Raw genomic sequence first — 21,569 nt, 5'->3', positions numbered from 1 at the left:
TATTGATTTCTCTCTTATTGTCTTTCTTAATCCCGTCTTGTACGAAAACTCAATATATGCCAGACACATCTGTTTCTGAAAAAAATATGCCTGCTTCTATAAAGCAAAGCCAAACTTATCTGGCTCTAGGTGATTCTTATACTATAGGAGAGGCCGTTGAAACTTCAGCGTCTTTTCCATATCAACTCCAGCAGCTGTTAAATGAAAAAGGCTTAAATGTAAGCAGTCCAAGAATTATTGCAACCACGGGCTGGACAACAGATGAACTTCAGGAGGCTATAAATAAATCGCAGATTGATCCTAAGTATGATTTTGTAACCTTACTTATCGGTGTAAATAATCAATACCGGGGTTATCCGCTGGCTCAATATAAAAAGGAGTTCGAATCACTGCTTAATCAGGCAATTACTTTTGCTCAGGGTGATAAGACGAGGGTATTTGTTATTTCTTTTCCAGATTGGGGGGCAACTCCCTTTGGGCAGCAATCTGGCCGCAATTTAGAAACTACAGCTGCAGAAGTTGATGCCTTTAATGCGGCCAATCGGGAAATCTCCAATCAGGCAGGGGTAAGTTATACCGATATCACGCCTGAATCGAGAAATGCCAGGGTTGATGCGGGTTTAGTAGCTACAGATGGTTTGCATCCAAGTGAGAAGATGTATGCCGCCTGGGCACAAGCTATATGCCCTAAAGTTTTCTCCAGATTGAAATAATTTTTAATCAGTCGATTGATTATTAGTTTATTTTTCTAATTTTAGTTTAAACATTTAAATTAAACTAATTCTATGGAAAACTCAGATTACTATGAATCAGCCGGCGGCGGCTTCTTTGCCGCGTTTTTAGGCGCTTATTTTGTTTTTATTCTTATTATTTGGGTGCTGATGGTAGCATCTATGTGGAAAGTATTTGAAAAAGCCGGTAAACCAGGTTGGGCAGCTATTATTCCTATTTACAACACCATTATTATGCTCGAAATTGTTGGAAAACCAATGATTTGGATTTTATGGTTGCTTTTACCATGTAGTAATATCGTTTTTGGAATTTGGCTCACAAACTTAATCAGCAAAAGCTTCGGTAAAACAGAAGGATTTACCGTTGGATTAATTTTGCTCTCTTTTATTTTTTGGCCGATTTTGGGATTTGGACCTGCAAAGTACTTAGGGCCATCAGCCGCAGAGGCTCAAAATGGATTTGGAAATAATCCTTTCAACAATCCAAACAACCCATTTAATAATCCTAATACACCGAACAACACGCCTCCACCTGTTGTTTAATCGATGTTAATGATATTTTCTAATGTATTTTGCAGCTTAATCAGTGTTTTTGATTGGCTGCAAAATCATTTAATCCCCTGCCCATTTAAGGCACTAACAGGAATTGATTGCCCGGGATGTGGCTTTCAAAGATCTTTTGTTGCCTTATTACAAGGTGATTTCGCGAAGAGCTGGTTTTTCTACCCTCCGCTTATTCCATTATTGGTTTTATTTATTTTTGCGGGAGTTACTGCCAGATTTCCTTTCAAAAAGCAACCGCTTGTTTTTAGAATTCTGGTTTTATTAGTCGGAAATTTTGTTTTGCTCAGCTATTTTCTGAAGATGTTTACTCACGTTCATCTTTAAATCTAATCTATCCTTGCGGTGATGTGATTGTAGTCTTTAACAATGGTTTCTAAAAAGTTCAATTCATTCATGTTTTCAGGGATAGCAATCTGTAAGTGGTTAGAGAGTTTTGCTGCCATTTGATAGATTAGGGTATGATTACCTGTTTTGTAATAAGTAGAAACTACTTCATGTACCAATTCTAAATCTTTATCCGTTAGGTGATGAACCGCATCGAAAACCGGGGTATATTCTTCAACCGGGGGGTGGAAGGCTATTTGATTAAAGGCCGTTGGGGGTTCTGTTTTGATCAGGGTTGTTCCTGCAACCAGGTCTCCGATTCGCTGCTTGTTCTCTGTTACCGCTACACAGATTAAGCCTCCAACCCAGGAGGTAAGCGTGAAATCTACAATTCTAAATACCCAACGCATAAAGTATTGACCCAGAGTGGCCTGGCTGCCATCCAGGCTGATTACCCTGATTTTCAGCAGTCGCTTTCCAATACTCTGGCCGTTCATGAATATTTCGCAGATCAGGTCGTAGAAGACAAAACCGGCGGCATAAATCACCAGGAGTACAATTAAGGTGGTACCTCCAGAATCTACAAATCCGGTTAAGGTGAAAAAGAAAAGGAAAATAAGAAATACAATCACAAATAATCCGAAATCAATTAATCTGGCTGCAACTCTTTCGCCTAATCCGGCAACAGCATAATCTATATCAACATGCTGGCTTGTACTTACTTTAATAGTTTCCATGGTTACTCAAATATATCATAAGCTTTTTTAATTTTTGTTGACTGATAAAATTTTTGTTTCTATTTTAACAGAAATTTAAGCCGGACTGAACTATTGATATGAGAGAAGCGTTGTTTGTAAAGCAGAATTCTGAAAAGTGGAAGGGCTATGAGATCTTGCAAACCGATAATCCCGATGAATTAGCCCAGCGTTTTATCGATATTACGAACGATCTGGCTTACGCTAAAACTTTCTATCCAAAATCCAGAACTACGGCTTATCTAAATGGAATCGCCTCGGTTCTTCATCAGGCTATTTATAAAAATAAAAAGGAAGAAAAAGGTCGCTTCGCCAGGTTCTGGAAGTATGAACTTCCGGTTAAATTTCATGAATATAGAAAACAGTTGCTCTATTCGCTTATTTTCTTTGTGATATCCATTGCTATAGGCATACTTTCTGCCAAATATGACGACTCTTTTCTGCGTATGTTTTTTGGCGATAGCTATGTTAATATGACCAATGAAAATATTGCCAAAGGCGATCCTTTTGGAGTTTACAAGCAGGAAGGTGAGTTTATGATGTTTCTGCAAATCGCCTCTAACAATGTTTGGGTAATGTTGCTGATGATTATTAGTGGTGTTTTCCTCTCTTTAGGACCGGTTTTCTATCTCCTGCGGACAGGAATTATGATTGGAGCCTTTGAATATTTCTTTTTTAGCAAGGGCTTAGGTGCCCAATCGATTTTGGTGATCTGGATTCATGGTACACTGGAAATTGCTTGTGCGGTTATTGCCGGAGGAGCAGGATTGGTACTTGGGAACGGAATCCTATTCCCTAAAACCTATACCCGTTTGGAAGCCTTTAAAAATAATGCTAAGTCGGCCTCAAAAATTGCCCTCGGAATTATTCCGATTATCTTGCTGGCAGCCTTCTTCGAAAGCTTTGTTACCAGGCATACAGAGATGCCACTCTGGCTAAGCATCAGTATTCTTGCCGGATCTTTATATTTTATTATCTGGTATGTTATTTTATACCCTAATCAATTAATTAAACGCACTCAACCTATTACCAATGGCGCAACAAGTAGAATTTAAAAAGGTACGTGATTTTGGAGAAGTTATTGGAGATACCTTTCTTTTCATTAAACAGAATTTCAACCCTTTACTAAAAACCTTTATTTATTTCTGTGGTTTTTTTATGCTCGCAGGATTACTTACTGCAATAATGGTTCAGTTAAATATGTTTCGTGAAACCGGCGGAATGAAAATAGCGCCCATTTATACCAGCAGTTATGCCCGCATCAGTGATTTTGTAGGCCAGTATTTATTGCTGATCATTTTCGTCATGCTCTTTTATAATGCTATTTATGTAAGCGTATTAAGCTACATCATATTATACATTGAAAAGGGCAATATCGCTCCAAGTACTCAGGAGGTGTGGGGTTACTATAAATATTATTTTTTTAGGATATTGGGAAGTTCCTTTGTTGCAGGTATTTTTATGGTAATCTGTTTTATTTGCTGTATTATACCTGGTATATATGTCTTCCCCGCCATGTCATTGTTTTATCCCATAATCATCATGGAAAATGAGACCTTAGGACATTCTTTTGATCGTTCTTTCAAGTTGGTGAAAAATGAATGGTGGATAACGGCAGCAATCCTGCTGGTCGTTTGGATCATTACTTATTTTATGTCTATGGTTATTCAAATTCCGGCTGCCATTATCATGATGTTTAGTGCAATTACCCATACAGAGCAACCCATTAGCAATGCTTACATTATTTTGAGCGCTACGGGTCAGTATTTATCTTATATCTTTTTTATTATCCCAATTATTGCTTCTGCGCTGATTTATTTCAATCTGGTTGAACGCAAGGAAAGCACCGGCCTAATGAGTAGAATTGAAAGTTTGGGCGCAGACGCTGCTGAAAGACATCATTCCGAAGAAGAATATTGATATGCAGTTAAGGTTTCTCTTCTTTCTATTGATTAATTTGGTTTTAATGACAGGGCTGTGCTTTGGCCAGAAAGAATTAAGTAAAAAGCCAGCAAAAGTTGTAAAAATAGACAGTGGCAAAGTTGAAATCAGGAAAATAGATACAGCTGAGGTTAGTGCTTATAGCAAGCAGAGAGATTTTATTTATGATGATGTGCCACCCGAAAGTTTAAGCCTTTGGGATAGATTTTGGAATTGGCTATGGGATTTAATAGGAAGAGCCTTTAGAAACAAGGTAAGTGGTTCATTGATTAAATATGTACTTCTCGGTTTAGTGATTGTAATTGTTATTTTTCTGGTTATTAAGCTAGTTGGATTAGATTACAAGGTATTGACCGGGCAATCTAAGGCTTTAGATATTCCATTTGAAGAAACACTGGAGAATATTCATGAAATTAACTTTGATGAGCAGTTGGAATTAGCCTTACAGAGCTATAATTACAGGCTGGCTGTTCGTTTGCTTTATTTGAAAACATTGAAGCAATTGAGTGATCAAAAGATTATTTCGTGGTTACCCGATAAGACCAATCGGGCCTATGTTTCCGAAATTCAGGATGTGCAAAAAAGAGAGGTTTTTTCTGATTTGACATTGCAATTTGAGTATATCTGGTATGGCGAATTTTTTATAGATAAAAATACTTTCGAGTCTGTTCATCAATCCTTTCAACAATTTAATTCTTCGAAGGTATGAGCGGATTGAAAAAGTACTTCATTATTAGTGCCGTTCTTTTGGTCCTTTACTTAGTGGCTCAATACTTCAAGCCCAAAGCCACTAACTGGGCTCCAAGCTATCTCACAGAAGATAAGATCCCATTTGGCACCTATATTTTGCATCAGCGGATAAAAGATGTTTTTCCTGATGTAAAGATTCAAAAATCAAAGCATCCCATTTACAATACGATAAAGGAAAGTCCTGCCACAGGAGTAAACTATCTGATTATTGCATCGAAAGTTAAGGCAGATAAACTGGATTATAAAGAGCTGATCAAGTTTATAGAAAGAGGGAATCATGTATTTATAGCTGCTTTTGGTGCTGATCATGAACTGCTAAAGGGTTTAAAGCTTACAATTTCATCTGATTTTGGTATTAATAATAAAAACAAGACAACGATTAATTTTAAAAATCCTTCGTTAAAGGCAGATAAGAATTATAATTTTGATAGAGGAATCAGTCGGCAATATTTTTCAAAGATTGATACCGCAAAAGCTACTGTTTTAGGAACAAATGACAGTGGGAAGGCGAATTTTATTCAGTATAATTTCGGTAAGGGCAGTTTGTTTATTTTGCCTAATCCTCAGTTGTTTACCAATTATAGTTTGCTTAAACCGGCCGGATCGGATTATGTTTCGAAGGCACTTTCCTATCTCCCAAAAGGCAAATATTTAATATGGGATGAACATTTTACGCGCCCATCCACCGTAGATACCTCCCCGCTGCGGCTTGTATTTAAATATGACCAGCTGCGCTGGGCTTACCTGCTTTCGCTTTTTGGTTTACTGGCTTTCGTGTTGTTCGAAATAAAACGCCGTCAACGCGTAATCCCTGTAATATCCCGTCCCACTAATACATCGGTAGAATTTGTCAAAACGGTAGGACGTGTTTACTATCAACAACGTAATAATAAGGATATCGCACAGAAAAAAGTCAACTACTTTTTAGAATATATCCGCAACAAATACCGAATGCGAACCCTAAATCTCGATGAAGAATTTAAACTGCATTTAAGTAGAGTTTCGGGAGCATCGGCAGAAACAGTTAATCAGTTAAGCATTACCATAAGTAAATTACAAAATCTACAGGTGTGGAGTGATGATGACCTGATAGCGCTTAATAAAACAATAGAACAATTTTACAAAGAAGACCAATAGATATGGAACAAGAAATGTTTAGCCAGCGTACAGATCTAAGCCAATTAAATGCTGCAGTAGAGCAGATTAAAGAAGCTTTAGGTAAAGTGATTGTTGGACAAAAGGATACCATTGATTTATTGATTGCCGGCTTGCTGGCAGATGGACATCTTTTGATGGAAGGTGTACCGGGAGTTGCCAAAACTTTATCGGCAAAATTAATTGCGAAATGTATTTCTGCAGTATTTTCCAGGATTCAGTTTACACCAGATTTAATGCCTTCTGATGTATTAGGTACAGCCGTATTCAGCCCAAAAACAGCTGAATTTCAATTTAGAAAAGGTCCAATTTTTGGAAATATTATTCTTGTTGATGAAATCAATCGTGCACCTGCTAAAACACAGTCGGCATTGTTTGAGGCTATGGAAGAACGCCAAATCACTGTAGATGGCCATACTTACCATTTAGAAGAGCCTTTTATGGTGTTGGCTACACAAAATCCAATTGAGCAGGAAGGAACTTATCGTTTGCCTGAAGCACAGTTAGATCGCTTTCTATTTAAAATTGAGGTGAAATATCCTACACTCGAAGAAGAGATAGAAATTTTGACCAATCAGCACCAGCAACGTACAGAAAACCAGCTTCAGGAGATTGCTGCCGTATTAAGTGTTGAGCAGATAAAAACCTTAAGGGCTACCATAAAAGCATTATTTGTAGAACCTAAGTTATTAGCTTATGCTGCCCAAATTGTACACGAAACCAGGAATAATAAGTCGTTATATTTAGGTGCATCACCACGCGCTTCTTTAGCCATAATTAATGCCGGAAAGGCCATTGCTGCCATGGCTGGAAGAGATTTTGTAACGCCAGACGATATTATTAAAGTGGCCACCCCTGTTTTGGTTCACCGGATTATGCTGAGCCCGGAAAAGGAAATGGAAGGTCTTACCCCATCCGATATCGTTGCTCAGATTATCAAGAAAATTGAAGTGCCGAGATAGAAGATGAAATCATTTTTTAGAAAATATTATACAGATTTATTTTTAAACAAGCGCTTGTTTATAGGGCTTGGCGCATGCGTTACCCTGTTTGTATTTTCTTTTTTCATGCCTTTTTTGGGCGATCTTCCCTATTTCTTTTTTGGCGTACTGCTCATCCTGCTCTGCGTTGATCTTTTATTATTGTATTGTACAGAAAAGGCTGTTTTCTTGCGTAGGGAGATTCCCGAGCGTTTAAGCAATGGGGATGATAATGAGCTGAAAATCTATCTGGAAAATTTTTATGCTTTTGAGGTGAAAATTGGAATTATCGACGAAATTCCCTTCCAGTTTCAAAAACGGGATTTGTGGTTTTCCACTTCGCTCGCGGCCAGAGAAAATAAAACAATCAGCTATCAGCTAAAACCAACCAAGCGGGGCGAGTACGAGTTTGGCCAGACCAGATTGTATGTTCAATCGCCTATTGGATTAATCAACAGAAGATTTAATATTGGGGTTTACAAAACGGTTCCCGTATATCCTTCTTTCCTGAAATTGAGGCAATATGAATTATTAGCCGTTTCTAACCGGTTAACAGAGATTGGGCTAAAGAAAATCCGGAGAATAGGGCATAGCATGGAGTTCGATCAGGTTAAAAATTATGTAGCCGGAGATGATTACCGTACCATTAACTGGAAAGCAACGGCCAGAAAAGGCGATTTGATGGTTAATTCTTATACCGATGAAAAGGCCCAGCATATTTATTGTGTGATTGATAAATCGAGGGCAATGAAAATGCCTTTTGAGGGATTATCATTGCTGGATTATGCCATTAACGCCAGCTTGATTTTAAGTAGTGTAGCTTTGGTTAAGGAAGATAAAGCAGGACTGATTACTATTGCTGAAAAAACCGGAAGTATTGTGCCTGCAGATCGAAAACCTACGCAGCTCAACCGAATTATGGAGGTGCTGTACAAGGAGAAAACAAGATATCTAGAAACAGATATGGAGGCACTGTACATGAGTGTAAGGTCAACACTAAAGCAAAGAAGCCTGGTGGTTTTCTTTACCAATTTCGAAAGTATGTCTGCCTTGGAAAGACAATTGCCCTTCTTAAAAAGAATTGCCAAATTCCACTTGCTCTTAGTGGTATTTTTTGAGAATACAACATTAAAGGCGCTAAGCCAGGAACCTGCGGCAGATGTGGAAGGAATCTATATTAAAACTATAGCTGAAAAATTTGCTTATGAGAAAAAGGTAATGGTTAAAGAATTAGCTAAACATGGCATTTTAAGCCTGCTCACAGCACCGCAAGATCTAACTGTTAATGTGGTTAACGAATATTTGGCACTTAAAGCCAGACAGCGGATTTAGTGTTTTTTAGATGTGAGATATGAGATAAGAGACGCTAGATTGGTCTCCAGACTGAGGACCGAATGAATTTAGTCTGGAGTCTGAAGTAATTAGTCCTGAGTCTCATCAAAGTACGTGCTTAACTACCCTGTCCGTAGAGTTAAGCGCAGCGCCTCTACGGATTACAACATACCGTTGAGTTTCATAACTCAACATTACTTAAACCGAGTCCAAGACTCTCCTCCATTAAACAATCCATAGAACTCCTGCGGAACTCGACGGACAGGATTGAATTTAGTCCGGAGTCTAAAGTCCTCAGTCATAAGTCGGTTGCTGATACGCTATACTGGAGGCTCCAGATTCCAGACTCAGAACTAAACTACTCCCTAGCCTGTCCGTAGAGTTAAGCGCAGCGCCTCTACGGATTACAACATAGCGTTGAGTTTCATAACTCAACATTAATTAAACCGAGTCAAAGACTCTCTCCATTAAACAATCCGTAGAACTCCTGCGGAACTCGACGGACAGGATTGAATTTAGTCCGGAGTCTAAAGTCCTCAGTCCTAAGTCGATTGCTGATACGCTATACTGGAGGCTCCAGACTCCAGACTCAGGACTAAATTACTCCTCTTCCCTAAAATACACCTTATAAAAATTCATAGATTTGTCATCATCATAGCCCTTTTCAATCAGTTCTTTATTGCCATGAATGTAAATGTGGAAGTTTTTGTCGAGCTTTAATACAGTTTTATAAACCCTCGCCTGCTTCTTAACAGCGGCCTCGGCGATTTCAAAGCTATCTGCAATGGGGCTATCAAATTCTTGCTCGTAGCTCTTTTTGAAGTTTTTAAAAGATTCTATGCCTTCATCATTACCGATAACTTCCTGGCCGAATTCTTCAATATCAAATGTTTCCTTCTCTTTGAAATACTTCATTGAGCGATTTAAAAGGTCGATTTTATCAGCTTTGCTAATCTCGTACTCATCGTCTAGTTTCTGAGTGACGAAATTTTTATAAACGCCTAGCACATTGTTCGTTTGGTTATAGCTGTCATTTCGAACCCTGAGTTTTAGGAATTCATCCTTCCAGTAAACAGCCGATTCATTATTGCTTTTCGTTTGGTCAATTACCACAACTTTATACCCCTCCTCAACGTTGGTATTAAAAATCAAACAGCCTTTGTCGAGTTTATTAATGCTAATGGCTTCCTGCTCGTAACTCATCCCAAAGCCATCCTGTTCCGGATAAACTTTAAGGTAGGTATCTTTATTTTCTGATTTAAAAATCCCTATTACATCCAATTGTTCTCCTTCTATCTGAACTTTTTCAAAGTAGGCCACATAAAGTTCTCCCGATTTAATTTTGGGATGGTTGGCTACCTCATATAAGTGCTTGGCAAGCTGTTGAGAATCTTCATGAAAAAGAGCGTTGTTTTCGAAAATTTCATGAACGAAATGATATACTTCATTGAGATTCAAATTATCGTTGGGGTGATAAAGATGATAGACTTCATTTACTTTTTCGAAGGGTTTAAGAAAATATTGCATTAGAAGGTTTCCCAGCAACTCATCCTCTATTTTTAAGGGAGCATCACTCAGTTTATAATACTCTTCTACTAATTTATTACCCGTATGGTGAATGGAAAGGTGTTTTAGCGAGGCTTCGAAAAATGATATCATGGCGGCAAAAATAGTAAAAAAGCTTGGTCAATAATGAGATTCATTATAAACAAAAACGGCACCCTGAAATCAGGATGCCGAAGTAAAATTATGGGAGGTAAGAAGTTATTTCCAACCGCCACCAAGGGCACGGTAAAGGTTAACCACCGATTGGAGTTTTTGTAATTTATCGTTTATACCACTCAATTGAGCTGTAAGTAAACTTTGTTCAGAAGTTAAAACGTCAGTATAATTCGTTGCCGAACTATAGCGCAATAATTCTTTCGTAAAATCTACCGCTTTAGTTAAAGAAGCAATTTGTTTTGCTCTTGCTTCCTCTTTTTCAACTGCTGTTTGATACGCATACAAAGCATTGGAAACTTCCTGTCCACCAGTTAACAAGGTTTGCTGGAAAGTATAAAAAGCTTGTTGCTGCTGAGCCTGTGCCGTTTTTAAGCGGGCTTTATTTTGTCCTTTAGCAAAAATGGGTTGAGTAATTCCGCCAACTAAATTATAAAAGATAGAGTTGTCAAAAAAGTTTTTCAACTGGAGGCTGGATAAACCCCCTGATGCAGTTAAAGTTAAAGCAGGATAGAAATAGGTTTTAGCAACGTTGGTGTTCTCAAATGCTGATCTGAATCCATACTCAGCCGCAATTACATCAGGACGATTTTGTAGCAATTGAGCCGAGATACCAGTTTGCAAATTGGAATAAGGAACCTGCTGATCGATGGTTGTACGGTTAATGGCCCCAGGTGCCTTCGCTAAAACTACACTTAAAGCGTTTTCCGCTTCTTTAATACTGCGTTTAAGGTCAGGTAAGCTTACCTCTGCAGCGTACAAATTGGCTTCGCTTTGTACAACAGCCGCCCCATTAACCACAGCACCCTCTTTTAAGGCTTTAACGGTTTCTACATCTTTACGACGAATTTTAATGGTTTCTTGTGTAATCGCTAATTGCTTGTCTAAAGCAAGAAGGGTATAATAACTATTTGCAATCGTTGCAATTAACTGCGTTTGAACAGCTCTCTTGGCCGCATCACTTTGTATTAGGGTGGCGTATGCAGCGCGCTTCGCACTGCTTAATTTACCCCAAATGTCGGCTTCCCAGGCTGTACTTAACTGGGCCCTGTAGGTTTGTGTTTCCAGATTAATATTAATCCCCGGCGGGAAGTTTAATGCTGCAGCGGATTGTTTTGCATCCGTAACCGATAAATCGCCCTGTAAGCTTGGCAAAAAGGCTGCACGACTTTGTCGAAGGGTAGCTTCAGAGATCTTAATGCGTTCTATAGCCTGCTTTAAATCCAGGTTCTGATTAATACCTTCCTGGATAAGGGATTGTAATGTAGTATCTGAAAAAAGACTTTTCCAGGGAATATCAGCCATTGTTGCGGTATCGCTGGTATTGTTGTCTCGGTAAAGACCTTCGCTGGTTACTTGAGGGCGGTTGTATTTTTTAGTTACACATGCGCTTAAGCTCAGGATGGCAAAACCTATTAAAAATGAATGCTTATATCTGAATTTCATGTTTTTAAAATTAATGTTCGCGATTAACAGCTAATTCATACTCTTCTTCTGTTTGCTCACGGTCTATACCTTCTTCGAAAGGAGATTTATTACTCACTTTTTCTTGTAAAGTTTGGAAAACGATAAATAATGCCGGGATTACGAATACCCCGAAGATCGTTCCAATTAACATCCCCCCAACGGCACCTGTACCAATTGATTTGTTACCGGAAGCACCTACACCTGAAGAAAGCATCAATGGTAATAAACCTAAGATAAAGGCAAAAGAGGTCATTAAGATTGGACGAAGACGAGCAGTTGCCCCATCAATCGCCGCATTCACAATGCTCATTCCTTTCTTCCTTCTGTCTACGGCATATTCTACAATCAGAATCGCATTTTTGGCCAGTAGTCCAACCAACATGATGAGCGTAATCTGTGTATAAATGTTATTATCAATACCAAATATTTTATCGAAAACAAACACACCTGCCAAACCTACAGGTAATGAAATTAATACCGCTAACGGTAGGATATAACTTTCATATTGCGCCGCTAACAAGAAATAAACGAATATTACACAAAGTAAGAAGATAAAAATTGTTTGGCTACCACTGCTCATCTCCTCACGGGATAAACCAGAGAATTCATAACCATATCCTGCAGGCAAGTGTTTTGCTGCTTCTTCTTGTACTGCTGCCAGAGCATCACCAGAGCTATATCCTGGATTAGGGTTACCCGTAACCGAAATGGATGTAAATAAGTTGAAACGAGATATGGCTTGCGGTCCGTAAACTTTAGTTAAAGTAATAAATTCTGAAACCGGAGCCATAGTGCCTGTCGTTGTTCTTACAAAAATACTGGTTAAACTTTGCTGATTAGCACGATATTGGGCATCTGCCTGATACATCACCCTAAACTGTTTACCGAATTTATTGAAATTAGAAGCATAAACACCGCCATAGTAACCCTGTAACACACCTAAAACATCATTAACAGTTAAACCAGCCTGTTTTACTTTGGCTACATTTACTTCAATTTGATATTGAGGGAAATTAGGGTTAAAGGAAGTTGAAGCATATTGAATTTCCGGGCGCTTACTTAATGCAGCTAAGAATCCATTACCAATTTCATTGAATTTTTTGATATCGCCACCAGTCTTGTCTTGTAGCTGAAATTCAAAACCTCCACTGGTACCAAAACCTTGAATAGTTGGCGGCGCAAAGAATATGATTCTGGCACCTTTTATACCTGCAGTTTTTGCAAATAACTCTCCAATAATTGCTTTAACATCACGTTTTCTTTCATTCCAAGGGGTTAAACGAGCGATAACCATACCATAAGAACTACCCGAACCACTAATCATACTTCTTCCAACAACACGAAGTACATACTTGATTTCCGGAACAGTTTTGGCAACGCTGTCAATTTTTGAGATAATGACATTGGTTTCTTCCTGTGATGTTCCGGCTGGTAATGAAATATCCGACATAACAGTTCCTAAATCCTCATTCGGAACGAAACCCTTAGGCGTAGTATTCATGGTCCAGATTAAGGCTACAGTAAAGAATGCGATAATTAGCCCCACCACCCATTTAGCTTTGGATAGAAAACTAACTGATTTTTTATATTTCGCAGTTACAGCATCAAAAGAGGTGTTAAATGCATCATAAAAACGATGTAAGAAGTTCTTCGACTTTTGGTGATCTTCCTGATGTGGTTTTAAGAAAAGCGCACAAAGTGCCGGACTTAAAGTTAAGGCATTGATTGCCGAAAGGATAATCGAGATCGCAAGTGTTAAACCAAATTGCTTATAAAATACCCCCGAAGATCCCTGAATAAAACTCACCGGGATAAATACGGCAGCCATTACGAGTGTGATCGAAATAATGGCTCCACTAATATCATCCATCGCATCGATAGTTGCTTTTTTGGCATCTTTATAACCCGCATCTAGTTTGGCGTGTACGGCCTCCACCACAACAATGGCATCATCCACCACAATACCAATGGCCAGTACCAGAGCAAATAAGGTAAGTAAGTTAATGGTAAAGCCAAATAAACTCAGGAAGAAGAAAGTACCAATAATGGCTACCGGAACACTTATCGCTGGGATCAATGTTGAACGGAAATCCTGTAAGAAGATAAAAACTACAAGGAATACCAATATAAAGGCTTCGACAAGGGTGTGAATTACCTTTTCAATAGAGGCATCCAGGAAGTCGTTTACGTTTACCAGGGTGGTATAATGAACTCCTTTAGGGAAAGATTTTTGTGCCTCATCTAAAGTTTTGATCGAGTTTTCGATAACTTCCTTCGCATTTGAACCAGCAGTTTGGTTAATTGCAATACCTAATGCAGGCTTGCCATTAAATTTAACAGAACTGGCGTAACTTTGAGCACCTAACTCAATTCTCGCAACATCCTTTAAACGTAAAATCTGGCCATTCGCATCTGCTTTAATGATGATGTTACTAAATTCTACTTCATCTTTTAGTCTTCCGGTATATTTAAGGGTATATTGGAATGCCTGATTGCCCTGTTCACCGAATTGACCTGGTGCAGCTTCGATATTTTGTTCGGCTAAAGCAACGTTAATGTCATTTGGAACCAAACCGTATGTGGCCATTACATCGGGTTTTAACCATATCCTCATGGTGTAATCCAGCGTACCAAAAGCACTTGCATCACCCACACCGTTAATACGTTTAATTTGCGGAATGATGTTAATGTTGGCGTAATTCTGTAGGAATGTTTGGTCGTAAGAAGGATCATCGCTATAGATGGCGAAGATCAATACGTTACTCGCTTGTCTTTTAGCAGTGATTACCCCAGATTTTGTTACCTCTGCAGGCAATAAACTTGTTGCCCTGGCTACCCTGTTTTGAACGTTTACCGCGGCCAGATCGGGATTTGTACCCAGTTTAAAGTTTACTGTAATCGTTGCCGAACCATCATTACTGGCAGTTGAGGTCATGTAAGTCATATCCTCAACACCATTTATCTGCTCTTCGAGCGGAACAACCACACTGTTCATTACCACATCAGCGTTTGCACCCTGATAAGAGGTAGAAACCTGAACCGTTGGTGGCGCGATTTCAGGATATTGAGATACCGGTAAAGTGGCTAAACCGAGTACCCCTAGGATAACTATGATAATTGAAATTACCGTTGATAGAACGGGTCTTTCTATAAATTTTTTAAACATATATGTTCATTTCTTCCGACGTATTCATCGGTATGTTCGGATATTATTTCTTTAAATCAGCATAAACGGCATCTGCACTCTGCTCTTCCGGTTTAATTTTAGTTCCATCTTTTAGTGATTGGAAACCTTCAAGTACTACCTTGTCACCCTGCTTAAGGCCTTTCGTAACTACATAGAACTTATCTTTAGCCAAATCCATGATCTCAATTTCAGTACTGATCACTTTAGACGAATCTCCTAAAACGTAAACGAATTTCTTTCCCTGTAAATCCATTGTAGATTTTTGAGGAATTAAAATCCCATTTTCTACAGCCTTTGGAATGCGAACAGATGCACTGGCACCACTTTTTAACAAGGCAATTGGGTTAGGGAAAGTTGCTCTTAATCTAACAGAACCGGTAGTGGTGTTAATTTGTCCGATGATAGATTCTATTTTACCATTTTGGGCATATGGTGTTCCATCAGCAAGTACTAAGCTTACCGCAGGAATATTTTTCATTTGCTCGGCAAGTGTTTTGCCTTTATAGGTTTTAGAAAAATCTAACAGCTGTTTTTCGTTTAAAGAAAAGTATGCATATACTTTCGAGATATTGGAAACGGTAGTTAAAGGTTCTGTGCTGCTGCTGCTTACTAAACTACCCGCTTTAAAAGGAATACTACCTACAACTCCACCCACCGGACTGGTAATTCTAGTATATCCTAAATTAACTTGAGCATTTACCAGTTCGGCTTTGGCTTGTGCCAGGGCCGCTTTTCTGCTCTGTAATGTTAATTGAGCAGCTTGTAAATCATATTTGCTAATGATATCTTTTTCTACCAGTGGCTTGGTTTTGTTTACCTGAAGTTGTGCGGCGTTTACATCTGCTTCTGCACTACTAATTGCAGCCTTAGCAGTTCTAACCTGTTGTTCATATTGTGGAGCATTGATAGTGAAAAGTAGTTGTCCTTTCTTTACCATGGCACCTTCATCAACGAATATTTTTTCTACAAAACCATCTACTTTAGGGCGGATATCTACATTTTGTATACCTTCTACGGTAGCAGGGTAGTCTGAATTAAGTTCTGTTGATTGTGCAGTTACGGTGAAAACCGGATAGGCCTGTGGACCTGCGGCAGCTGCTGCAGCGGCTTTTTTTGCCTCATCATTGTTTCCACACGATGCCAATAGCATGCCTATACTTAAGCTAAATAAGAGAGTTTTTACTTTTCTCATGGATTATTCTTGTCTGTTTAAATTAAATTTTTGAGGTTAAAAGCGCTATCAAGGAATGGGGATCTGATCTCGAAATAACCGCCCAAAAATAGCGCCTAAAAAAAAATAAATCTGTCCAAATTCTGTCATTTAATCAATCGATTGATTTATTTTTTGATTGAAAAATGGTTGTTTGGAGTCTAAATAGCTCTTTCAGAGGCTTGTATGTGTGTTTTATTTAGTAAAAATGGGAGTGTAAATATATTGAGACAGATGTTAAAACCTGTTAAGAACGCTAGGAATGTTCAGTTTTATTCACACTAAACTGTGGGTTATTGTATACTAAACCAGCCTGCTTAGTGTCCTTTTTACACACTAAGCAGGGCGCTTTGTTTTCGGCAGTATATGACTTAGTCAACTTCGCCCTCAAATACGAGTTTAGCGGGGCCACATAAAAATACATTACTGAAGGTTTCTCCATCGTAATCAAATTCGATCTTAATGTCTCCGCCTAAAACTTTGATATCCGTTTTAACGTGACCAGTTTGTTCGTTGTGTTTGGCCATGGCCATGGCTACCGCTGTAACTCCTGTGCCGCATGCATAGGTTTCATCTTCTACACCACGCTCGTAGGTGCGTACAAAAAGATGATCGCCTTTGTCTTCCACAAAGTTTACATTGATGCCCTTTTCTTTATAGGTTTCATTGTACCTGATACTTCTACCTTCCTGAAAAACATCAAGGTTCTTTAAATCAGTTTTCAGGGCCACGTAATGCGGCGAACCTGTATTCAATACGTATGCTTCCTTATCTCTGTCAATGGTAGCTACATCAATCATTTGTAGGTCAACCCATTCACCGTTTTCTGAAATTCTGGCATAGTGTGGACCATCAACTGCCAAAAAGTTTGTTTCCTTGTTGATGATACCCAGGTGTTTAGCAAAGGCAACGATACATCTGCCACCATTACCGCACATACTGCCCAAATTCCCATCGGCATTGAAATAGTGCATTTCAAAATCATATTGATCATGTGCGGTAAGGAACATTAATCCATCTGCACCAATTCCGAATCTTCTGTGGCAAAGATTCGCAACAAGTTCATTGTCAATGTTTTTTATGGGGCTTTCGGTGTGATCTATTAAGATAAAATCGTTGCCGGCGCCCTGGTATTTAAAGAAATTAATTTTCATTTAATCTTCATTTTAAAATGCAATATTTGAGTTGCAAAAAAGCATTATGCGGATGGGGTTTTGTAATTTAACATTTTTTAACACCAAACTGAGTGCTTTAGATATGCAAATATCGTTTATATGGTATTAAATTTGAATAAACTAAATAAAGAAAATTTGAGCAGATAAAAACTGCCAGAGCAATCTGCTTAAATCAAAGAGAATAATATGCTCTCGCAATCTTTTTTAAAAAAGAATAAATATCAAGACACATGAAAAAAATATTAGGAATTACAGTGTTAGCTGCATTTATAGGTGGTGCAGCAGCAGTCGGGGGTTACAAATTATTTGAACGTAACCAGATTGGTGGGACAATTTCTGAAAAACAAGATTTGTATTTTGCCAATAACCCATTAAAAATATCATCGGCTGGAACAGCAGATTTTACCCAGGCTGCCGCTGCGGTTGCACCAGGGGTAGTTCACATTAAAACTACATATGCTGCAAAAGGTGGGCAGGGTGGTGGTTCATCTCCCTTTGAGATGTTTGATGACTTTTTTGGTGGCCGTGGTCGTCAACAACAAAGACAGCCAAGAGCGGCATCAGGATCTGGTGTAATTATTAGTCAGGATGGATATATCGTTACGAATAATCACGTAGTAGAAAATGCAGATAAGGTAGAAGTTATTTTAACTGACAGACGCAAGGTGGAAGCTAAAGTAATTGGCCGTGATCCAAATACCGATTTAGCTTTAATTAAAGTAAATGCAACAAATTTGCCTGTTGTAAAAATGGGTAACTCTGATAATGTGCAGGTTGGAGAATGGGTTTTGGCAGTAGGTTATCCTTTAGATTTAAATACTACTGTTACGGCTGGTATTGTGAGTGCGAAAGCGCGTAGCATTGGAATTATTGGTCGTGAGCAACAACAAGAACAATTAGAAAACCTTTCTGAAGAAGAAGTACAGCAGTTTAACCGCACAGGAAAATTACCTGCTTCGGCCATGAACAGCAGTATTGAGTCTTTCATTCAAACAGATGCGGCGATTAACCCTGGTAACAGTGGAGGTGCTTTAGTTAATGCCAATGGAGAATTAATTGGTATTAACTCTGCAATTGCTTCGCAAAGTGGTTATAATCAAGGTTATGGATTTGCTATTCCAGTTAACCTGGCCAGAAAAATTGTTGATGATTTTATGAAATATGGCTCAGTTAAAAGAGGTTATATCGGTGTAAGTTTTGCTCCTCTGGGTGGCGATTACAACAATAAAGATGTTAAAACGACAGAAACTACAGGTTTATATATTAGCGACGTAGTTCCAAATGGTGCAGCAGCAGCAGCGGGGATTAAAGCAGGCGATATCATTAAAAAAGTAGATGGTGTTACTGTTTTTGATTCCCCAGATCTTCAGGAAAAAATCGGAAGATTAAATCCTGGTGATAAAGTTAAATTGACCGTTTTAAGAGAAGGTTCGTTAAAAGATTATGCCATTACTTTAAAAGGTGAATCGAGTGTAGGTGTGGTAGCTGCAAATACAGCCAAAGCTGTAGAGGTTTCCAAACTTGGTGCTACCTTTGTTCCTGCAACTGCAGCACAAAAAACTAAATTCGGTATCAACAGTGGTGTGGTTGTAAGCTCAGTGGTTACTGGAAAAGCTTTTGATAACATTGGTGTTGAAAAAGGTTTAATCATCACTAAAGTAAACGGGGTGCCTGTAAACAGCGTAGCTGATGTACAAAAAGCATTGCCTCAAACCAGAAATAACATGATTTACATGTCTGGTGTTAGTGCACAAGGAACTTTCAATTTCAGCTTCCCAGCTCAATAATGATGTTCGAATAAAAAAAAACGTCTCCGACACCCGGAGGCGTTTTTTTTTGCCTAATCCTGATCTATAGGCTCATGATTTTGGTAACAGGCTTCCGCACAGTCTTCACAGGCAGCAGCACATTGTCTACAGTGCTCATGATCGTGTTTACTGCATTCTTCTGCACATAACCTGCAAATTTCCTCACATAAGAGCAGGTATTGATGTGCAATTACCGAGTCTCGCTGTAATAATCGTGCAGCCTGTAAGCAGATATCCGCACAGTCTCTATCCATCTTAATGCAATTAGCCATCATGTTTACATCTTCCTCTTTTAAGCAGGAGGATGCGCAGTGTTCGCAGGCTAAAGCACAATCTAATAAAGTTTGGATTAAGGCGTTATAACTTCTGGTTTCCATATCGGTAAAATTTAAGTTAAAAATGTTCTGTTATAGGATTAACCGACTGAAATTTAAACGGTTTTAAAAAAGAATGAACATCGCCGCTATTGGTTATTCATCAGAATTTCATCATTAGCTTTTAGTTTCGCTATTTACCGATAGATAAACATTGTTTACCGATAAAGTATAAATTTAAAATTATAAACTAAGCATATTTGAATCAGCAATAAAAACCGAATATTATGGCTTTAGCTTACATCAACATTAGCACGAAACAATATTTCAATTTTATGTGTAAAACCGAATTTGAAAGACGAATTTTCCATGATAGTTACCGTGAGTTTCAAAAGAAATCTAAAGTCTATAGTTTAAACCAGCGCTTACACACGTTTGCACAAATGTGCGATTACAATGAAAAAGCCATCTCCTTAAATTATAAATTGAATAATGCTGTAATAAATAGCATTGAAGCTTTAGAAAACCAGATGCCAAATTTGAAGAATAAAGAGGGACAATCTATTTTATTTGATCATGCTGAATTTCAGATTTGTAGTTCCGATTTAATGAATAAGGGTGCACACGTAGTATCGCTTACTTATACCAGCCCAAAGTTGGTGCTTCATGAAATTATTGCTGATGCATTGGTTTTAAGTTATGATTTGTTAGAAGAAAACGAACCTTTTTTATTGCAGATGACAAGTGATTTGGTAATTAATTACGAAAGAAGCGAAGAATTGGTTTGTAGCTAATTTTTCGAAATTTGGCCATTTGGGCTCTTAGCGTCAGGCCATCGATACAAGACACTACACAAGCATTCTGAAATTAGCCCCTAAAATACACCAGCCAATTACTGGGCAGGCATTATGCTTTACAATAGGTATGGAGTTGCAATCAAAGATTTTGCAAAGATATTTGGCCTCTATCCTTTCGTTTATCATGGTAATGGTATGCTGGGCTGTGATTTGCAGTTTTCAGGCAGAATATCTGATGCAAAGGCCTGTTTTGAAAGGGCTTTGCTCATTAAAGCAGGTAATAAATCGAGCGCAGATGGCCTAAATCAAGAGGCAAAATACCCTCCATTTGTCTTTTATGGCACATTTGAAAAAACAATACATTTATTAGTAGGTTTCCGATTTATTTAAAGCTACCTTTGTACAAATTAAATACAATATAATGCAACAAGGAACAGTAAAATTTTTTAATGAAACTAAAGGTTTTGGATTTATCGTACCGGCTAACGGTGATAGCGAAATCTTTGTTCATGCTTCAGGCTTAATCGACAACATTCGCGAGAATGATACCGTAACCTACGACGTAGAAGAAGGTAGAAAAGGCCTAAACGCGGTAAATGTTAAAGTAGCTTAATAGAACTCAATTACATAAATCGTAAAAAGTCCCAACCAAAAGTTGGGACTTTTTTTATGGAGGTAAGATTTTAAAGAAATCATTCACAAGAGCTCTAAGTGATTTGGAGATATTGTCAGTATAAAAATTAATAAGTAATCCCTGTGGGGCAACTAATAATTTCATGTAGGTCATCAATTGAGCCTCATGAACAGGCATTATTCTCTCTACGGTTTTAAGTTCAATCACTACCAAATTATTGACAAAGAGATCTACTCTTAAAGCAGTATCTATTATCAGATCATCATAGAACAGCTCAACATTGAGTTGCTGTTGAACCATGAATCCTTCTTTTTCTAACTCGTATTTAAGGCATTTTTCATAAACACTTTCCAATAGGCCAGGTCCCAAATTCTTATGAACCCTAATTGCACAGCCAGTGATGGCATAAGATAATTCAGTAATTTCCCTTTTAGTCATAATAGATTTATTAAAAGGGATGTGTTATGGAAGATCAATTAAATATAATGTTTTTTAATGGAAGATGAAGTATCTGCATCTCAAATAACCTAAATGTTTTGATTGGGTTGGCAACTAACATGAGGTATTAAGAAAAGTTAAGTTATTTTCATTGATTTCTTAACTATCCTTAACTTCCTAATGCTTAGATTAATTTGATCACTGTCATAACTATCATTAAGGCCTTAAGAAAGGTTAAGGTGTTTTAATTGATTTCTTAACTACCCTTAACTTCCTAATGTTTAGATT

The 21,569-nt window shown here is 38.1% G+C and carries 20 protein-coding genes; 12 read left to right on the top strand and 8 right to left on the bottom strand.

Annotated elements, in window-relative coordinates; genetic code table 11:
- Nucleotides 1-56: 56 nt before the first annotated feature.
- The 3 genes from BMX11_RS05080 to BMX11_RS24795 all read left to right on the top strand — a co-directional run bounded on the left by BMX11_RS05080 (nucleotide 57) and on the right by BMX11_RS24795 (nucleotide 1,619).
- Complete coding sequence (locus tag BMX11_RS05080; protein ID WP_245738584.1) at nucleotides 57-713, top strand: SGNH/GDSL hydrolase family protein; 657 nt, start codon at nucleotides 57-59, stop codon at nucleotides 711-713.
- A 72-nt stretch (nucleotides 714-785) separates the two neighbouring features.
- Nucleotides 786-1,274, top strand: a complete 489-nt coding sequence (locus BMX11_RS05075) for a DUF5684 domain-containing protein (RefSeq protein ID WP_090882092.1) — start codon at nucleotides 786-788, stop codon at nucleotides 1,272-1,274.
- A 3-nt stretch (nucleotides 1,275-1,277) separates the two neighbouring features.
- Nucleotides 1,278-1,619, top strand: coding sequence for a DUF2752 domain-containing protein (locus BMX11_RS24795; RefSeq protein ID WP_090882090.1), 342 nt, complete (start codon nucleotides 1,278-1,280; stop codon nucleotides 1,617-1,619).
- A 2-nt stretch (nucleotides 1,620-1,621) separates the two neighbouring features.
- On the opposite strand, the gene BMX11_RS05065 is transcribed toward BMX11_RS24795, so the two are convergent.
- On the bottom strand, nucleotides 1,622-2,356 hold the full coding sequence (locus tag BMX11_RS05065; RefSeq protein WP_090882088.1) for an RDD family protein: 735 nt from the start codon (nucleotides 2,354-2,356) through the stop codon (nucleotides 1,622-1,624).
- Between the two features lie 98 nt (nucleotides 2,357-2,454).
- On the opposite strand from BMX11_RS05065, the gene BMX11_RS05060 reads away from it, so the two are divergent.
- From BMX11_RS05060 to BMX11_RS05035, 6 genes are read left to right on the top strand one after another with little or no spacing between them, the layout of a single operon-like run.
- Nucleotides 2,455-3,429, top strand: coding sequence for a stage II sporulation protein M (locus BMX11_RS05060; protein ID WP_090882086.1), 975 nt, complete (start codon nucleotides 2,455-2,457; stop codon nucleotides 3,427-3,429).
- On the top strand, nucleotides 3,407-4,294 hold the full coding sequence (locus BMX11_RS05055) for a hypothetical protein (RefSeq protein ID WP_090882084.1): 888 nt from the start codon (nucleotides 3,407-3,409) through the stop codon (nucleotides 4,292-4,294). The genes BMX11_RS05060 and BMX11_RS05055 overlap by 23 nt, the downstream gene beginning before the upstream one ends.
- 46 nt (nucleotides 4,295-4,340) lie before the next feature.
- Nucleotides 4,341-5,024 carry a DUF4129 domain-containing protein gene (locus BMX11_RS05050; RefSeq protein ID WP_090882082.1) on the top strand — a complete coding sequence of 228 codons (684 nt, stop codon included), beginning with the start codon at nucleotides 4,341-4,343 and terminating at the stop codon, nucleotides 5,022-5,024.
- Nucleotides 5,021-6,202, top strand: a complete 1,182-nt coding sequence (locus tag BMX11_RS05045) for a DUF4350 domain-containing protein (protein WP_090882080.1) — start codon at nucleotides 5,021-5,023, stop codon at nucleotides 6,200-6,202. Before BMX11_RS05050 ends, BMX11_RS05045 begins: the two co-directional genes overlap by 4 nt.
- 2 nt (nucleotides 6,203-6,204) lie before the next feature.
- Nucleotides 6,205-7,182 carry an AAA family ATPase gene (locus tag BMX11_RS05040; RefSeq protein ID WP_090882078.1) on the top strand — a complete coding sequence of 326 codons (978 nt, stop codon included), beginning with the start codon at nucleotides 6,205-6,207 and terminating at the stop codon, nucleotides 7,180-7,182.
- A 3-nt stretch (nucleotides 7,183-7,185) separates the two neighbouring features.
- Complete coding sequence (locus BMX11_RS05035) at nucleotides 7,186-8,532, top strand: DUF58 domain-containing protein (protein WP_090882077.1); 1,347 nt, start codon at nucleotides 7,186-7,188, stop codon at nucleotides 8,530-8,532.
- A 600-nt stretch (nucleotides 8,533-9,132) separates the two neighbouring features.
- Here BMX11_RS05035 and BMX11_RS05030 read toward each other — a convergent pair.
- The 5 genes from BMX11_RS05030 to dapF form a co-directional block, all read right to left on the bottom strand.
- Nucleotides 9,133-10,191, bottom strand: a complete 1,059-nt coding sequence (locus tag BMX11_RS05030; RefSeq protein ID WP_090882074.1) for a nucleoid-associated protein — start codon at nucleotides 10,189-10,191, stop codon at nucleotides 9,133-9,135.
- A 105-nt stretch (nucleotides 10,192-10,296) separates the two neighbouring features.
- Complete coding sequence (locus BMX11_RS05025; protein ID WP_090882072.1) at nucleotides 10,297-11,697, bottom strand: efflux transporter outer membrane subunit; 1,401 nt, start codon at nucleotides 11,695-11,697, stop codon at nucleotides 10,297-10,299.
- Nucleotides 11,698-11,707: 10 nt separating this feature from the next.
- Complete coding sequence (locus BMX11_RS05020; protein WP_090882070.1) at nucleotides 11,708-14,884, bottom strand: efflux RND transporter permease subunit; 3,177 nt, start codon at nucleotides 14,882-14,884, stop codon at nucleotides 11,708-11,710.
- 43 nt (nucleotides 14,885-14,927) lie between these two features.
- Nucleotides 14,928-16,097, bottom strand: coding sequence for an efflux RND transporter periplasmic adaptor subunit (locus BMX11_RS05015; RefSeq protein ID WP_090882067.1), 1,170 nt, complete (start codon nucleotides 16,095-16,097; stop codon nucleotides 14,928-14,930).
- Nucleotides 16,098-16,486: 389 nt separating this feature from the next.
- On the bottom strand, nucleotides 16,487-17,269 hold the full coding sequence (gene dapF, locus BMX11_RS05010; RefSeq protein WP_090882065.1) for a diaminopimelate epimerase: 783 nt from the start codon (nucleotides 17,267-17,269) through the stop codon (nucleotides 16,487-16,489).
- Between the two features lie 251 nt (nucleotides 17,270-17,520).
- Between dapF and BMX11_RS05005 the strand changes: the two genes are divergently transcribed.
- Complete coding sequence (locus tag BMX11_RS05005) at nucleotides 17,521-19,077, top strand: S1C family serine protease (protein ID WP_175474472.1); 1,557 nt, start codon at nucleotides 17,521-17,523, stop codon at nucleotides 19,075-19,077.
- A 53-nt stretch (nucleotides 19,078-19,130) separates the two neighbouring features.
- Here the strand turns inward: BMX11_RS05005 and BMX11_RS05000 are convergent, their stop codons facing one another.
- The gene (locus BMX11_RS05000; protein WP_090882061.1) at nucleotides 19,131-19,475 is read right to left on the bottom strand and encodes a four-helix bundle copper-binding protein; all 345 of its coding nucleotides are present in this window, start codon (nucleotides 19,473-19,475) and stop codon (nucleotides 19,131-19,133) included.
- 224 nt (nucleotides 19,476-19,699) lie between these two features.
- Here BMX11_RS05000 and BMX11_RS04995 point away from each other — a divergent pair, with 224 nt between their 5' ends.
- Both BMX11_RS04995 and BMX11_RS04985 read left to right on the top strand, forming a co-directional pair.
- Nucleotides 19,700-20,206: a hypothetical protein gene (locus BMX11_RS04995; protein WP_090882059.1), complete on the top strand. Its 507-nt coding sequence runs from the start codon at nucleotides 19,700-19,702 to the stop codon at nucleotides 20,204-20,206.
- Between the two features lie 424 nt (nucleotides 20,207-20,630).
- Nucleotides 20,631-20,822 carry a cold-shock protein gene (locus BMX11_RS04985; RefSeq protein ID WP_090882055.1) on the top strand — a complete coding sequence of 64 codons (192 nt, stop codon included), beginning with the start codon at nucleotides 20,631-20,633 and terminating at the stop codon, nucleotides 20,820-20,822.
- Nucleotides 20,823-20,876: 54 nt separating this feature from the next.
- Here the strand turns inward: BMX11_RS04985 and BMX11_RS04980 are convergent, their stop codons facing one another.
- The gene (locus BMX11_RS04980; RefSeq protein ID WP_090882054.1) at nucleotides 20,877-21,281 is read right to left on the bottom strand and encodes a GxxExxY protein; all 405 of its coding nucleotides are present in this window, start codon (nucleotides 21,279-21,281) and stop codon (nucleotides 20,877-20,879) included.
- Nucleotides 21,282-21,569 lie beyond the last annotated feature (288 nt).

Source organism: Pedobacter rhizosphaerae (assembly GCF_900111155.1).
Taxonomy (GTDB): domain Bacteria; phylum Bacteroidota; class Bacteroidia; order Sphingobacteriales; family Sphingobacteriaceae; genus Pedobacter; species Pedobacter rhizosphaerae.
This window is presented reverse-complemented; position numbering and strand designations above follow the sequence as displayed.

Excerpts from the sequence above, each read along its gene's own strand:
- BMX11_RS05080 (WP_245738584.1), top strand. The coding sequence starts at position 57 with ATGCCAGACACATCTGTTTCTGAAAAAAATATGCCTGCTTCTATAAAG.
- BMX11_RS05075 (WP_090882092.1), top strand. The coding sequence starts at position 786 with ATGGAAAACTCAGATTACTATGAATCAGCCGGCGGCGGCTTCTTTGCC.
- BMX11_RS24795 (WP_090882090.1), top strand. The coding sequence starts at position 1,278 with ATGTTAATGATATTTTCTAATGTATTTTGCAGCTTAATCAGTGTTTTT.
- BMX11_RS05065 (WP_090882088.1), bottom strand. The coding sequence starts at position 2,356 with ATGGAAACTATTAAAGTAAGTACAAGCCAGCATGTTGATATAGATTAT.
- BMX11_RS05060 (WP_090882086.1), top strand. The coding sequence starts at position 2,455 with ATGAGAGAAGCGTTGTTTGTAAAGCAGAATTCTGAAAAGTGGAAGGGC.
- BMX11_RS05055 (WP_090882084.1), top strand. The coding sequence starts at position 3,407 with ATGGCGCAACAAGTAGAATTTAAAAAGGTACGTGATTTTGGAGAAGTT.
- BMX11_RS05050 (WP_090882082.1), top strand. The coding sequence starts at position 4,341 with ATGACAGGGCTGTGCTTTGGCCAGAAAGAATTAAGTAAAAAGCCAGCA.
- BMX11_RS05045 (WP_090882080.1), top strand. The coding sequence starts at position 5,021 with ATGAGCGGATTGAAAAAGTACTTCATTATTAGTGCCGTTCTTTTGGTC.
- BMX11_RS05040 (WP_090882078.1), top strand. The coding sequence starts at position 6,205 with ATGGAACAAGAAATGTTTAGCCAGCGTACAGATCTAAGCCAATTAAAT.
- BMX11_RS05035 (WP_090882077.1), top strand. The coding sequence starts at position 7,186 with ATGAAATCATTTTTTAGAAAATATTATACAGATTTATTTTTAAACAAG.
- BMX11_RS05030 (WP_090882074.1), bottom strand. The coding sequence starts at position 10,191 with ATGATATCATTTTTCGAAGCCTCGCTAAAACACCTTTCCATTCACCAT.
- BMX11_RS05025 (WP_090882072.1), bottom strand. The coding sequence starts at position 11,697 with ATGAAATTCAGATATAAGCATTCATTTTTAATAGGTTTTGCCATCCTG.
- BMX11_RS05020 (WP_090882070.1), bottom strand. The coding sequence starts at position 14,884 with ATGTTTAAAAAATTTATAGAAAGACCCGTTCTATCAACGGTAATTTCA.
- BMX11_RS05015 (WP_090882067.1), bottom strand. The coding sequence starts at position 16,097 with ATGAGAAAAGTAAAAACTCTCTTATTTAGCTTAAGTATAGGCATGCTA.
- dapF (WP_090882065.1), bottom strand. The coding sequence starts at position 17,269 with ATGAAAATTAATTTCTTTAAATACCAGGGCGCCGGCAACGATTTTATC.
- BMX11_RS05005 (WP_175474472.1), top strand. The coding sequence starts at position 17,521 with ATGAAAAAAATATTAGGAATTACAGTGTTAGCTGCATTTATAGGTGGT.
- BMX11_RS05000 (WP_090882061.1), bottom strand. The coding sequence starts at position 19,475 with ATGGAAACCAGAAGTTATAACGCCTTAATCCAAACTTTATTAGATTGT.
- BMX11_RS04995 (WP_090882059.1), top strand. The coding sequence starts at position 19,700 with ATGGCTTTAGCTTACATCAACATTAGCACGAAACAATATTTCAATTTT.
- BMX11_RS04985 (WP_090882055.1), top strand. The coding sequence starts at position 20,631 with ATGCAACAAGGAACAGTAAAATTTTTTAATGAAACTAAAGGTTTTGGA.
- BMX11_RS04980 (WP_090882054.1), bottom strand. The coding sequence starts at position 21,281 with ATGACTAAAAGGGAAATTACTGAATTATCTTATGCCATCACTGGCTGT.